The 11,124-nt window shown below is 49.4% G+C and carries 20 protein-coding genes; 3 read left to right on the top strand and 17 right to left on the bottom strand.

The window, feature by feature from the left end; all coding sequences use genetic code 11:
• Window positions 1-357: 357 nt before the first annotated feature.
• Entirely contained in the window at window positions 358-735 is a 378-nt protein-coding gene (locus tag JEM67_RS11150; RefSeq protein WP_370576171.1) for a hypothetical protein, read from the top strand.
• A 6-nt stretch (window positions 736-741) separates the two neighbouring features.
• Here JEM67_RS11150 and JEM67_RS11145 read toward each other — a convergent pair whose 3' ends face one another.
• The 5 genes from JEM67_RS11145 to JEM67_RS11125 are packed head-to-tail and all read right to left on the bottom strand — an operon-like array spanning window position 742 to window position 2,190.
• Window positions 742-927, bottom strand: a complete 186-nt coding sequence (locus JEM67_RS11145; protein ID WP_199637410.1) for a hypothetical protein — start codon at window positions 925-927, stop codon at window positions 742-744.
• Complete coding sequence (gene lysC, locus JEM67_RS11140; protein WP_426406353.1) at window positions 927-1,124, bottom strand: Rz1-like lysis system protein LysC; 198 nt, start codon at window positions 1,122-1,124, stop codon at window positions 927-929. Before lysC ends, JEM67_RS11145 begins: the two co-directional genes overlap by 1 nt.
• On the bottom strand, window positions 1,081-1,467 hold the full coding sequence (locus JEM67_RS11135) for a DUF2570 family protein (RefSeq protein WP_199637396.1): 387 nt from the start codon (window positions 1,465-1,467) through the stop codon (window positions 1,081-1,083). Before JEM67_RS11135 ends, lysC begins: the two co-directional genes overlap by 44 nt.
• The gene (locus JEM67_RS11130; RefSeq protein WP_199637393.1) at window positions 1,452-1,958 is read right to left on the bottom strand and encodes a lysozyme; all 507 of its coding nucleotides are present in this window, start codon (window positions 1,956-1,958) and stop codon (window positions 1,452-1,454) included. Before JEM67_RS11130 ends, JEM67_RS11135 begins: the two co-directional genes overlap by 16 nt.
• A gap of 4 nt (window positions 1,959-1,962) precedes the next feature.
• Window positions 1,963-2,190, bottom strand: coding sequence for an HP1 family phage holin (locus tag JEM67_RS11125; protein WP_199637391.1), 228 nt, complete (start codon window positions 2,188-2,190; stop codon window positions 1,963-1,965).
• Window positions 2,191-3,768: 1,578 nt separating this feature from the next.
• On the opposite strand from JEM67_RS11125, the gene JEM67_RS11120 reads away from it, so the two are divergent.
• Window positions 3,769-4,830 (top strand): N-acetyltransferase, encoded by a 1,062-nt coding sequence (locus JEM67_RS11120; protein WP_199637389.1) that lies wholly within the window; start codon window positions 3,769-3,771, stop codon window positions 4,828-4,830.
• Window positions 4,808-5,185 carry an ASCH domain-containing protein gene (locus JEM67_RS11115; RefSeq protein WP_199637387.1) on the top strand — a complete coding sequence of 126 codons (378 nt, stop codon included), beginning with the start codon at window positions 4,808-4,810 and terminating at the stop codon, window positions 5,183-5,185. Before JEM67_RS11120 ends, JEM67_RS11115 begins: the two co-directional genes overlap by 23 nt.
• A gap of 29 nt (window positions 5,186-5,214) precedes the next feature.
• Here the strand turns inward: JEM67_RS11115 and JEM67_RS11110 are convergent, their stop codons facing one another.
• The 12 genes from JEM67_RS11110 to JEM67_RS11055 form a co-directional block, all read right to left on the bottom strand.
• On the bottom strand, window positions 5,215-5,577 hold the full coding sequence (locus tag JEM67_RS11110) for an antiterminator Q family protein (RefSeq protein ID WP_199637385.1): 363 nt from the start codon (window positions 5,575-5,577) through the stop codon (window positions 5,215-5,217).
• On the bottom strand, window positions 5,574-5,858 hold the full coding sequence (locus JEM67_RS11105; protein ID WP_199637383.1) for a DUF1364 domain-containing protein: 285 nt from the start codon (window positions 5,856-5,858) through the stop codon (window positions 5,574-5,576). Before JEM67_RS11105 ends, JEM67_RS11110 begins: the two co-directional genes overlap by 4 nt.
• Entirely contained in the window at window positions 5,858-6,454 is a 597-nt protein-coding gene (locus JEM67_RS11100; protein WP_199637521.1) for a DUF1367 family protein, read from the bottom strand. The genes JEM67_RS11105 and JEM67_RS11100 overlap by 1 nt, the downstream gene beginning before the upstream one ends.
• A 39-nt stretch (window positions 6,455-6,493) precedes the next feature.
• Window positions 6,494-6,733, bottom strand: coding sequence for a hypothetical protein (locus JEM67_RS11095; protein WP_199637381.1), 240 nt, complete (start codon window positions 6,731-6,733; stop codon window positions 6,494-6,496).
• 46 nt (window positions 6,734-6,779) lie between these two features.
• Window positions 6,780-6,866 carry a DinI-like family protein gene (locus tag JEM67_RS11090; RefSeq protein ID WP_426406365.1) on the bottom strand — a complete coding sequence of 29 codons (87 nt, stop codon included), beginning with the start codon at window positions 6,864-6,866 and terminating at the stop codon, window positions 6,780-6,782.
• 348 nt (window positions 6,867-7,214) lie between these two features.
• Complete coding sequence (locus JEM67_RS11085) at window positions 7,215-7,361, bottom strand: hypothetical protein (RefSeq protein WP_199637379.1); 147 nt, start codon at window positions 7,359-7,361, stop codon at window positions 7,215-7,217.
• Window positions 7,358-7,744, bottom strand: coding sequence for a hypothetical protein (locus JEM67_RS11080; protein WP_199637377.1), 387 nt, complete (start codon window positions 7,742-7,744; stop codon window positions 7,358-7,360). The genes JEM67_RS11085 and JEM67_RS11080 overlap by 4 nt, the downstream gene beginning before the upstream one ends.
• 15 nt (window positions 7,745-7,759) lie before the next feature.
• Window positions 7,760-8,500, bottom strand: a complete 741-nt coding sequence (locus JEM67_RS11075) for an ATP-binding protein (protein ID WP_199637374.1) — start codon at window positions 8,498-8,500, stop codon at window positions 7,760-7,762.
• Window positions 8,501-8,514: 14 nt separating this feature from the next.
• Window positions 8,515-9,435: a DnaT-like ssDNA-binding domain-containing protein gene (locus tag JEM67_RS11070; protein WP_199637372.1), complete on the bottom strand. Its 921-nt coding sequence runs from the start codon at window positions 9,433-9,435 to the stop codon at window positions 8,515-8,517.
• A gap of 11 nt (window positions 9,436-9,446) precedes the next feature.
• The gene (locus tag JEM67_RS11065) at window positions 9,447-10,271 is read right to left on the bottom strand and encodes a Rha family phage regulatory protein (protein WP_199637370.1); all 825 of its coding nucleotides are present in this window, start codon (window positions 10,269-10,271) and stop codon (window positions 9,447-9,449) included.
• 20 nt (window positions 10,272-10,291) lie between these two features.
• A complete protein-coding gene (locus JEM67_RS11060) occupies window positions 10,292-10,534 on the bottom strand; it encodes a cell envelope biogenesis protein OmpA (protein ID WP_199637368.1) in 243 nt (80 codons plus the stop codon).
• Window positions 10,535-10,552: 18 nt separating this feature from the next.
• Complete coding sequence (locus JEM67_RS11055) at window positions 10,553-11,122, bottom strand: toxin YdaT family protein (RefSeq protein ID WP_199637366.1); 570 nt, start codon at window positions 11,120-11,122, stop codon at window positions 10,553-10,555.
• Window positions 11,123-11,124 lie beyond the last annotated feature (2 nt).

The raw sequence follows: 11,124 nt of genomic DNA, 5'->3' as shown, positions 1-11,124 counted from the left end.
TGAATAAAAAAAGCCACGGGCAACCATGACCAGAGTGGTCGGAGGGTGTCGCCTGTGGCTTTGCTTGCGCATTACGCAGCACCTGGATAGATGCTCTGTGATGGGCAATAAGACAAATGAGAATAATCTGATTTACTTTTAATTCATTGACTTCACTTGGTAATTTATAAGAGATTGGTAATTCCGCACAGCTACTTTGGTGACCCAATGGAGATTTTTGCTCTTTTGATCATCGTCGTATTGACAGCCGTGGTGATGTTTTCTTTTGCCATGTACTTAAGGCAAAGAAGACTACGACACCTCAGCAGGCACAGTAGGCGATAGCCCTCTCACAAGAACGTGGGTGGCACTCAGTGAATGCCATTGACAAGATATTTCAAAGTATTAATGGAACATCCTCTAAATTGCACTACCCTCAACTTAGGATTTTTACTGAGGTGGCTTATGCAATGGCATGTAATTGATAGCATTAAAATAAAAAACCCTGATTACGCATATGCCCTCGTATTGAACTCTGGCGGGTTAACAGTTATTGCCAGAGCACAAACGAATCATACGATTGAACCAGGAGCAGTGCTTTCACCTCTACTCGATGCCCTTTATTCGATTAATGGTGATAAAGCGAAGACAATGAAAGCCGCCAAAATCACTAAGTTCTGCCTTACCTATTGGGAACTGCTTCGTAAAGAGCACGGCTTACACTCAATACCTGAGGCCTTAGTTCTGAGGCGATAGTTTTTGTTATCGTGCATTATCGATGGCCCTCGCAAGGGCCACCGGTAATGCTATTCCTCTACAGGAACAGTTTTTACCTTCATGCTGATGCACTTCATCATCAGCCAATCCCATTTTGTTAAATAAGAGATAACCAGCACAGGAGTTGCCCAGCAGCGCTGGCCTGGCTTCACATACCAGATTGCATGTCATTATTCTCTCCTGATGGTCTCTCGCCAGGTGTTGAGCGTGGTTATCTGACCGGCGCAGATTTGCAGTGAGGTTTGAAGTGACAGTGTGTAGCTGACCGCATCGCCCCAGGTGTCACCCTGTAGCATTGGCTGCTCGCAGGGCGTAAATACTGTTTCAGGAGGCAGGCTTATCACCTGCTCTGGCGTCGGGGGCGGCATTCTGCTGCAGGAGCTCAATAACAGCATCAGGCATCCGCTCAGCAGCACAGGTATTGCCTTTGATTGCATCTCGATATTTCCTTTGATAGATTTCACCCTGCTGGCGCAGTTGCTGATTTTTCTTCTGTTGTCCTGCCATCAGCTTGCGGTTACGGGCGTCACGTTCCTGCATGGTGGCTATCCATCCAGCTTGCTGCGCCAGCGTCTTCTGCTGCTCCGCCGACTGCCTCCGTGCCAGATCCAATCGATGCGATAGCAACGAGCTGTAACCGCCAAGGCAGATAGCCACCAGCAACAGAAGCACCAGGCCGCCGCCGGCTAATTTGCTCAGCCACCCGGCCATGATTGCCCCCAAGTACACACGGTGTTTTCGACCTCACGACGGGTGACAAGACCTTTCCACTCTTTTCCGCCGGCATACTTCCAGCGCTTCAGCTCGTTGCAAGCGCCGGCCGGGTCGCCGGCATTCAATTTTTTTAGCATCGTGGAGCCAATAAACGCATATGGCCCGACGTTGTATGAAAACGAGTAAATCGCGGCGCGCTGGGTTTCAGTGGTTTTCACCTTGATAGCGGGATCGACAACCCGGGCGACTTTCTGCAGGTCTGATTTCAACAGCGCATCACATTCTGCGTCGCTGTATCGTTTGCCCTGAATGATGTCGGCGCCGGTGTGTCCATCGCACACGGTCAGAACGCCGACAACATCGCGGTACGCTACATAGCGGCGTCCTTCTAGCCCGTCGTGTCCGCCTAACATTGCAGTGACGATAGCAATCGCCCCACCACCGCCAGTTATAGCTGCGATGATTTTATTTCTGAGTTGTGGGTTCATGGTTTCACTCACTCGTGGCTCTGTATGCGGCCTCAGCTCGTTCTTTGTCATAGCCGATGGCTGTCAGCTTATTGACCAGTTTGCGTTTGTAATACCAGTTCACTCCCGCAGTAAACACGGCGACTAAAATCCCCACCAGCACCGCCCAATCTTGCAGGGTCATGGCGCCGGCGGTGGCCAACAGCGAAGCGACCCAGTACGAAATCTGGGAGCTGTATTTATCCATCTTCATACCTCCCCCTTCCGGGGTTTATTCCCGGTACCGGGTGAAAGAAAAAGATTAGCGCCGCGAATGCGAGGCGACAGATGTCATTGAGTGAGGCATTGGGCGCTAAATATGAGAAAGGCCACGCGATAGCGCAGCCCTGTAATTGAAGTGATTTATCATTAGCACAAATAACAAAGCAAAATAACCATACATAAATTAGGCTTAACTTACTGGGTAGAAATCCAGAAGACTAGGAAGAAGCCTAACCTTTCGCCCTGAGTACCCTTGCTGGCTCGGGGCGATTTTTTCTCTTGCAACAAGCCATAGCACCAATCAGCAGAATAGCCAGGAAATTTTTTTGTTTATTTCTAAAATCCAATAAATACAGTATGCTGATAAAGCAATGAGCTGCTTATATTCAAAAAGTGACAGGCAATGTCCAATGCATCATCCAAGAGAAGCCTTTAACCTCTTCCCAAAAGAGGTTTTTTTTCGCCCTTTATTTGAGAGCGAGCCCTCAGGGATGAGTCTCGTTGATTGTCTCCGGTGGTCAAAATCTAACCCACTAGAAAGTGAAAAGCCCCAGCGAGTACCAGGGCTTCGGATTGGTGCCGGTTTTTCTCGGCTGCAACTTCACAATCTGGGAGCTGTATTTATCCATCCTCATAACCTCCCCTTTCGGGGATTAGTCCCGGTACCGGGTGATAGAAACGAAAAAACCACCCGAAGGTAGTCTTCATAAGATTTTTGTATTGGAAATGGTGTGGGAGTTTCCCTACATTTTACTTAGTGACAAATATAGTCACGCAACTTAATTATCGCGGATTCATCCCGGACGTGTTCCGGGATTTTTTTGCGGATTTTCTGATATGTATGTGGCACGCGGCTTTTTACTTGCCAGTTACAAACTGGTGAGCTACTGTCGCCAAACGACGACACACAACACCAAATCGTCTTAATAATAAAATCCTGTAGTTATCATCTTTTCTCCCCGCCGCTGTGCGGGTTTTTTTTGCGTTTTTTCCTAAAAAGACTTAATACCCAGCCTTTTCCTTGCAAGGGAATGAGAATAATCTTAGTTTTGGATTGTCATCACAAGTTATTACCTCCGGATGACCCTTGTAACACCTTTGTAGTATTTAAATGGCTTCTCAAGCCCGCACTCGCGGGCGTTTTCACCAAATAAGACAGTCTGCGGTACAGGCCAGTATTTCTTTAGGGGGGACAGACTTTGAAAAGAGATCTAGCTACGGCAGTCACTATCGGAACTCTCGTGTTGTTCACTTTGCTGGTTGGGTCGCCAACAGTAATGGGTACATTGCTACCATGATATAGGGCCCCGCCAGGGGTCTTTCTTGTTTCAAAGGCGTAGCTACCAACCGTTAACGAGTCGGCGATACGGGGTGTGCAGGGGTGTCGGATATTTGCTGGGGCTGAAAACAAGAAAACCCCGCCGGAGCGAGGTTTTTGATTGGGTAAGCTACGTGACTGCGTAACCACTCTTATCACGTTACAACACATTTTGCGTACGCGTGAGTTATTTCGTATATTTAGCAAGTGACTACAAACACTTGAAGCATTATAAGAAAAAATAGGATACCTATGGATAACCTTATCTATCAAAAATTTAGTGATTTCGATCACAAAGATCCATTTTTTGATTCTTTGAAAGCTGACTATAAAGAATTCCCTTCTTGGCTATCTAAAAAAGCAAAGGAAGGAGAGTCTGCTTATGTCTTATACGGAGACGAGGGACTAATTGAAGGTTTCATGTATTTAAAAGAAAATGATGACGGGGGTGGTCTTGATCCTCAGCTCCCAGCTGGAAATCATCTAAAGATTGGTACTTTTAAATTTGAATCAAAGAGAACACTACGTGGACAACGGTTTCTTAAAAAAGCATTTGATAGAGCCATAAGCTCAGGTTCGAATGATATTTATGTAACTGTTTTTGAAAAGCACGACCATTTAATTAGGCTTTTTCAAACCTATGGATTTTATCGACATGGTCAAAAAGACACTCCAAATGGAAAAGAGTTCGTATATGTACGCTCATTAGATGAAGTTAATGGTGATATTCTACTTGATTACCCATTAATATTAAACCGTAACACAAGAAAGTATTTGCTTGCAATCTATCCTGAGTTTCACACTCGTCTATTCCCTGACTCAAAGCTAGTCACTGACTCACCAAATATTGTACAGGATGTATCGCATACAAATAGCATCCACAAAATTTACATATGCGGAATGCCAACTGTATCAAAAATGCGACGAGGGGATATAATAGTTATATATCGCACAGGAGATGGTAAAGGGCCTGCATTTTTTAGAGCCGTAGCCACTTCTATATGCGTTATCGAAAGCGTAAGAAAAATTAATGACTTTAATGATGAGGAAAGCTTTGTAAGTTATTGCGGCAAGTTTAGTGTATTCGGTGAGGAAGAACTAAGAAGGTTTTACAAAAACAAGCAGTACCCATATGTTCTGCGCTTCACATATAATCTAGCTTTACCTAAACGCCCGACGCGTGGTAAAATGATAGAAGTTGTTGGTTTAAATGGCACTAAAGGTTTTAGATGGAGCCACTTTGAACTAACAGATCGTCAGTTTAACGAAATAATTGATTTAGGCAAAGTCGATGAAAGTTTTATTATCAATTAAACCTGAATATGCCGAGAAGATTCTAGACGGAAGCAAAAAGTTCGAGTTTAGAAAAGGGATATTCAAGAACGAAAAAATCACAACAGTAGTGATTTATGCGACCATGCCGATTGGTAAAATTGTTGGTGAATTCCAAGTTGACTCTGTATTAACTGGCAGCCCTGATGATGTATGGGCTGAAACAAAGAAATTTGCTGGAATTACAAAAGAATTTTTTGATATGTACTATGAAGGAAGGGACAAAGCATTTGCGATTAAGATCGGCTCTGTCGATAAGTTTGATGCCCCTCTTCCGCTATCCACCCTTGGTAGCAATATCACCCCTCCACAGTCATACCGTTACCTTTTAGCGTAATACATGCCCGGAGCTCTCCGGGCATCCATTTAGACCATATTCAGTTCAATATCCAGCATAGCCAGACACCCGCCTACAAACCCTTCCGCAGTCTGCATCTCTTTTCTAATGGTTCCATCTGAGCACTTACGCTTCTTGGCTATCTTGCGCAAAGACATACCGTAGACATGATGCGCTATCACAAGGTCGTACTCTTCGGGCTTATACTTCTTCAGCCTGGCCACGCAGCCATCGATAAGCAGTCCATCATCATCGCAGCAAGATAGTTTTCCATTAGATGGCTGCGGCAACAGCCCTTTAAATCCTGCAGCGATCGGTGAATAATCGATACCACTGCTTTCTCTGGCCCACACTCCCCAACGAGAAAGAACTTCGTACATATCCAATTTCATAATTTTCCTTCCTTTCTCAAAATTTCCTGCGTACGTAGAACACCTTCCGCGTGCATCAGCCGGGCGTCGTTCGCGTCAATGAAACGTGTGCGCCGGTCTATTTCGTCGTGGCATGCACTGCATGCCCATGCTGCCTGTGCGTCGTCAGGTTTGATTGCGGTCCCACACGTGCCAGCCAGCCGGTAATGCGCCAGAACGGTTGTTTCCGGGTTGAAGTTACAAATGCCAGGTATCCGGATCTGACAGTCGCGGCCGCGGGCCTCTTTTCTTAAATTGGCCATTATGCGAACTCCAGCAACTGCGCCGCGGCGTTCTCAACCTCGAGATGCGAGCGGAAAGGTTTATGCAGGATCCAGCGCCAAAGGACATCAAACGCGGCTTTGTACAACTGGTGGAATTCAGTTTCGTCCATGTTGGCAAAAGCGATGCTGCGGGGGTGTTTACGTAGGGTTCCGTCAGGAAGCTGTATTACGTCATAGTGACCGGCCTCGACCGTCACCCATGCGCGGTATGCGTCGAACGATTTACAGGCGCTGATGCTGCCGGTACGCCGATCGGCGATGCGCTCGAGATACTGGTCGGCAGCATCGAGTAACGCGGACTCATTGCCTCCAAATTTGGCAAGGAATTTTGCATAGCCGGCCACCAGCTTGCGCTCATTCGTCGAGATCGCGCCACCGGTAGGTTCCCAGTATTCAAAACCCAGGTTGAGAAGCGCGAAAAAACGGCGGTGAAACGCCGGATTGCGCACCTGCTTGAAGTCGGCCACCAGCACGGCGCCGAGCTTGCATTTTGTTTGCAGGAAATCGCTGGTCTCCGGGCTCGCCGGGATCAGTATTCCTGATGACTGTTTGATGAGTTGTAACTGCGCCATGATCTCTCCTGTGGCGCAGCAGGCACGGGGTGTTCAGGCCCGTTAGGTCAGTCTATCAAAATTTACGTTTCGGTAGCCGGCTCGTTCTAAAATTTGTGTTATCAGCTTTGGCGTGCCGACAATATCTTCAGGCTGCAATGGCATGAAGGAGACCTGATCGTCCTTTCGGTACATCAATGCCCGCTCGCAAACGGGGAAATTTTTAAATCTGGCAACCACTGCGTCGTCCATGCAACGCACGACTTTGTACCCTCCAGGGGGCGTGTCTTGTAATCCGGTCACCTCAAACCTCCTTTTCTGCTGTGCTATTTATCGGCAAAGAGTGCCATCAAAAAAACCAGTCGTCCGCGCTTTCCCAAGTCTCCTGCAGGATGTTCTCTAATCGCTCTTTGGCACCCTTTTCAGCCCCGAGCACCGACAGATTATCTTGGGCACCGATCCGGACGGCAGTGCGGCAGTCGGGGAACTATTTCAACAGCCGTTTCTGGAATTCCTGTCCAATCGCTGCAACAGCGCCTACTGGTAACTCTTTGTTTTTCTGGATTACTAATTCAACTTTCATCACGCGCCTCCGATACACTGGTTATCTATACAGTATAATTATGGTTAGAATAATTTGAGTTTGCAAGAAAAGAAAAGGCCCTTTGCGGGCCTTGGTGTGCTACGGTTCTAAAATCAATCATTATCTAGTGGTTTTAATGCGTTACACGCGCCCTCACCCTCCGGTGCTGCTACCAGCTCGGCTGTGTTCCGTTCACTCAGCTTATTGCCCACGGTTCCCCGCGACTTCCGATACTGCCTTAACGCGTGAGATCTCTTCCAACAAAGCTTCACCTTTCAGTGATGGATCGGTGAGATTCTCCAACATCATGAACTGGTGGTTTACCAGACCAGCAAGCTTGTTTTTCATGCTGACGCCCTCCCTCGCACACTGGCCAGCGCCTGATCAAACATTTTGTGGAAGTGGCAAAACTGCAGCTCTTTGGGGTGGAAATGCCACAGCGTTTTATCCGGCGTGCCGGTACGGGGGCTCGCGTGGTAATTCACCTCCGCACGCTCAAGAAATTTGTCGGATACGCTCATCAGCTTGTAGACCGCCCTCGGCCCGCAGCCCTTCTTTGTAATTTCTACGTCCGGCGATCTGATCATCGAGCGCAGACGGAGTGCCAATTCCTGCCGCGTCATCGTGTTTGCCGGATGCGCGGCCTTGACCGCTTCCCAAATTTCAGTGGTGCTCATTTCTTTGCCGAGGATGATATCCACGAGCTGCTTAGCTGTTACTCTGTTGGTCATTGGTTTATGCTCCGATCACTTAATCACCCGAAGGTGGCTTACATTTTTCCGATAGCTTCCCCAGGTGAAGTCCACCCAGATCCCGCCATCCATAGTTAATCTGTCCATGACTCTGGCGCCTAAAACATCGGTTAACTCCCTCGAACTCAGGTTGGTTAAAATTCCCACCGGCTTTAACGACGACATCCGGCGATCGATAATCTGATTCAAAATCACCCACTCTCCGCGTGTTTCGCGCTGCACGCCGACTTCGTCGAGAACGAGCAGATCGACCTTGCACAAGTCGTCGAGCAATGCCCCTTCAGACTCTCCGTCGTCATAGCAGCGCCGAACGCGCAGCATCAGGTCGGGGATGGTGACAACCAGCACCGTGTGATTTTTTGCCAGCAGATGGTTACCGATGGCTGCGGCCAAATGGTTTTTGCCGGTGCCGCACCCGCCGCTGAACACGAAGCAGCCGAACCCCATGCCGAAATTTTGCGCATAGCTTTTGGCCTTGCTCAGGGCGTGGCGCTGCCCGTCATTGCTCACTTGGTAATTCGCGAACGTGCAGTTGCGGTGCAAGTCGCAGATCCCAGAGCGTCCGAAAATCCGCTCTGCGCGGGCGCGTTGGTTCGCCTTCTCAAGTTCAGCGCTGCGCTTTTCCCCTTCCGTACGATGCCAGGCGAGCAGCTCTTCGGCGGTGCTGAACTTTGGCTTAACGTCTGGCGGCATGATGCGCTGCAACCTGCTGATTAGTGACTCTGGTGTTTTCATGGTTCACCTCCTGGTCAGTTAAATCCCGGCGGTTTTTCGCCGTATTCGCCCGAAGGCTCAAAACGTCCCCGGCGGGGGTGGCGCTCCTTGCCGGTCTGCGCATTCCTACGCTCGTGCAACACGCTATCGGCAAATTTTTTCTCCCACTGCACCTGGTGATACCGCCGCTCCTCGGGCTGCCAGTACGCAACGAAGCCCGCCAGTTCGCCAGGGGTATATCCCGGTGCTGGTCCGTCCAAAGCACGATTCCACAGCGCAGCCCGCTGCTGGAAATCAGGCGACGGCTGCCAGTCAGCAGACATGGGGAATTTCATGCCTGGTTCGTCCAGCCAGTCGTCATCGGCAAATTCCGATGGCGGTCGGCCGTTGGTCACTGTCGGGCCATAGGGCCCTCCCCCCTCCGGTACCGCTGGTGGGTCTGGTGGCGAAAAATCATTCATGGGCGGAGCATTCGCGCCTGCGCGATCTAAGAGAGTGGTTTTATCTTTTAGATCTTCTTCTTCCTCTACTTCTGGTAACGTTTTTTGATACGCCTCTGTAACGCTGTTTGCGTTACCGTTTTGATTGTTCTGGCGTTTCAAATCTCGTAATTTTGTAACGCGCTTATTTGTAAGTGCTCGTTTTTTCGAAGATTCTCCGTTGTGTCTTTCAAAATTTGGAAAGATTAGTACTCCGCCCACATCCGCAAGCCAACCAACAGCTATGAGCGCGTCAGCAAAACCAGAAACGAACGTGATGCGATCAACAGCATTTCTTGTAACGCTAGCTGCGTTACAGTTAGCGTTACCATCAATGGTTTGCTGGTCAGCCCACGTCCACAAACGAATCAGCTTCCCTAGCACCGCGTCAGGATCCAGATTCAGGATTTCCGACAGCTGGAACACCTCGGGTTTATCCGGGGTTATCACTTCAACTTTGATCCAACTTGCCGCCATAGTTCTTACCCTTACTTTTTGCTGATGCCTGATGCACCAGCCCTTAATTGCTTTAAAAGATCATCCTCATGGATCACCAGATAACCCTCACGCCTAGCCAGCTCTACGAACGTCGTAAAATCAGCGCACAATTCTCCTTTCTTCATCGGCCGGCTATCGATTAGTTCCCCGTTCCTGAAAGTGAGTTGCAGCCGAGTGATATCGCCGCCCATAGTCATTGCCGGACGCTTGAGCGAACATTCCATTCGGTTAAAGGCTTCGATATAGCCCTCTTTGAACTTCGCCGCTTTTTTGCCGGTGAAGCCCATAGCCAGGAACGCGAAACCGTCGCGAGTGATTTGGTAGGCGTTATAGGTGTTTCCACGATGTTCAAATTGAACCCGCGAAAAATTGCGGGTTAAAAATTCAGCAGAACATTCCAGCTTTTCAATTTTCTGAACAACGTGGTGATGCTGTTTACCGAAATATTCAGCGACAGCCATAGACGTAGTGACAGCGTGGCCGTCGACAATGGTGATTTCAGGTTGAGTTTGGGTAGGGATAGTAGCCATGATGGCAGCCTCGGATGATAAGTTGGTTAACTCACCACCAGAGGTGCAAATCTCATTGGTGGTGAGACGTGCAGGGTTTGCACTACCGGTCATCCGAGAACCCGGCCAGCCTTGCGGCTGCCCTGCACGCCCCACCATTGAGAGGTGTGACTGTGCCGCACACAAAAAAACCGCTTTAGCGCGGTTGTGCGCTCGAATGAAATCCGGGGTGCAAATCCCGGCAGCGGATTTTGCCGCTACCAGTGCACTGTAGCGCCCAGAATTCATTGAATCAAGTATCAGCATACTATCACCTCCCTCAGCGATCACCGGCGCGCCATACGGCACCTAGGTACATGCGGGCGATCCGGCTTGCCCTTCACCTTCTTCAGCGGCTTTGCGTACGTCTTTGCGATGGCGAGACTGCTGGCGATCGTCGCATTCGGGCGGGTTAAATAGTGATCGGCACCACGCAATGCAGCAGAACGCGCCACATCAATAGAAAATCCATCACGCACCAGTTGATCGCGGATCTGCGCTTCAACTTGTTCTCTTGAAAAATTAGCCATTGGTTTATGCTCCGGTCATTAAAAACAGCCGCTGAATACTGCCGCGGCACTGGCCATCACGGCCGCCCATCGGTCCGGTGGCGCCAGACGCACCAGCGATTCGATACCCTCACGGATCTCCTTCTCCAGCTCGTGCAGCGGCGCGCCGAGTAATGCCGCCTGTTTGGCGTCCGCGCATTCCTTGATGGCATCAGCCACTAATTCAAACTTGGTTTTCCCCTGCTTCAATCCGTATTTTCTGGCTATTTCGATCGGCATCACGTCGGCGATCACCGGCGCCAGTTGCAGGACATAGCCGGCGTATTTCTCCGTGCGGTTCGGGTTGTCCAACCAACGAAAGATGTTCTGCCGGTTATTGCGCTCAACGTCACCCAGCTGGAGGCCTTTACCACCGCGCCGAAACCACTCGTCGGTGATCAACTTTGCGATGGTTTCCTGCGCCCGGCCCGGCAACGTGCTCTGCCATTCCTCAACAGCCCGGCGGACGGCATCTGGTTTAACGCTGGAACGGCGACGCACGGAAGATTGATTTTCTGAACTCAGGCGCTGGCCACCAGCCCTGATAACATCTTGAAATGTTAATGACATGG

It is taken from the genome of Serratia sp. PAMC26656, from assembly GCF_016469055.2.
Lineage (GTDB): Bacteria > Pseudomonadota > Gammaproteobacteria > Enterobacterales > Enterobacteriaceae > Serratia > Serratia plymuthica.
The sequence above is the reverse complement of the archived record's forward strand: the minus strand, read 5'-3'. Positions and strand labels throughout refer to the sequence as shown.

Excerpts from the sequence above, each read along its gene's own strand:
- JEM67_RS11085 (WP_199637379.1), bottom strand. The coding sequence starts at position 7,361 with ATGAAAAACAAGCTTGCTGGTCTGGTAAACCACCAGTTCATGATGTTG.
- JEM67_RS11145 (WP_199637410.1), bottom strand. The coding sequence starts at position 927 with ATGACATGCAATCTGGTATGTGAAGCCAGGCCAGCGCTGCTGGGCAAC.
- JEM67_RS11125 (WP_199637391.1), bottom strand. The coding sequence starts at position 2,190 with ATGAAGATGGATAAATACAGCTCCCAGATTTCGTACTGGGTCGCTTCG.
- JEM67_RS11105 (WP_199637383.1), bottom strand. The coding sequence starts at position 5,858 with ATGGCCAATTTAAGAAAAGAGGCCCGCGGCCGCGACTGTCAGATCCGG.
- JEM67_RS11135 (WP_199637396.1), bottom strand. The coding sequence starts at position 1,467 with ATGGCCGGGTGGCTGAGCAAATTAGCCGGCGGCGGCCTGGTGCTTCTG.
- JEM67_RS11070 (WP_199637372.1), bottom strand. The coding sequence starts at position 9,435 with ATGGCGGCAAGTTGGATCAAAGTTGAAGTGATAACCCCGGATAAACCC.
- JEM67_RS11115 (WP_199637387.1), top strand. The coding sequence starts at position 4,808 with ATGAAAGTTTTATTATCAATTAAACCTGAATATGCCGAGAAGATTCTA.
- JEM67_RS11120 (WP_199637389.1), top strand. The coding sequence starts at position 3,769 with ATGGATAACCTTATCTATCAAAAATTTAGTGATTTCGATCACAAAGAT.
- JEM67_RS11075 (WP_199637374.1), bottom strand. The coding sequence starts at position 8,500 with ATGAAAACACCAGAGTCACTAATCAGCAGGTTGCAGCGCATCATGCCG.
- JEM67_RS11080 (WP_199637377.1), bottom strand. The coding sequence starts at position 7,744 with ATGACCAACAGAGTAACAGCTAAGCAGCTCGTGGATATCATCCTCGGC.
- lysC (WP_426406353.1), bottom strand. The coding sequence starts at position 1,124 with ATGCCGCCCCCGACGCCAGAGCAGGTGATAAGCCTGCCTCCTGAAACA.
- JEM67_RS11065 (WP_199637370.1), bottom strand. The coding sequence starts at position 10,271 with ATGCTGATACTTGATTCAATGAATTCTGGGCGCTACAGTGCACTGGTA.
- JEM67_RS11110 (WP_199637385.1), bottom strand. The coding sequence starts at position 5,577 with ATGAAATTGGATATGTACGAAGTTCTTTCTCGTTGGGGAGTGTGGGCC.
- JEM67_RS11130 (WP_199637393.1), bottom strand. The coding sequence starts at position 1,958 with ATGAACCCACAACTCAGAAATAAAATCATCGCAGCTATAACTGGCGGT.
- JEM67_RS11150 (WP_370576171.1), top strand. The coding sequence starts at position 358 with ATGCCATTGACAAGATATTTCAAAGTATTAATGGAACATCCTCTAAAT.
- JEM67_RS11060 (WP_199637368.1), bottom strand. The coding sequence starts at position 10,534 with ATGGCTAATTTTTCAAGAGAACAAGTTGAAGCGCAGATCCGCGATCAA.
- JEM67_RS11055 (WP_199637366.1), bottom strand. The coding sequence starts at position 11,122 with ATGTCATTAACATTTCAAGATGTTATCAGGGCTGGTGGCCAGCGCCTG.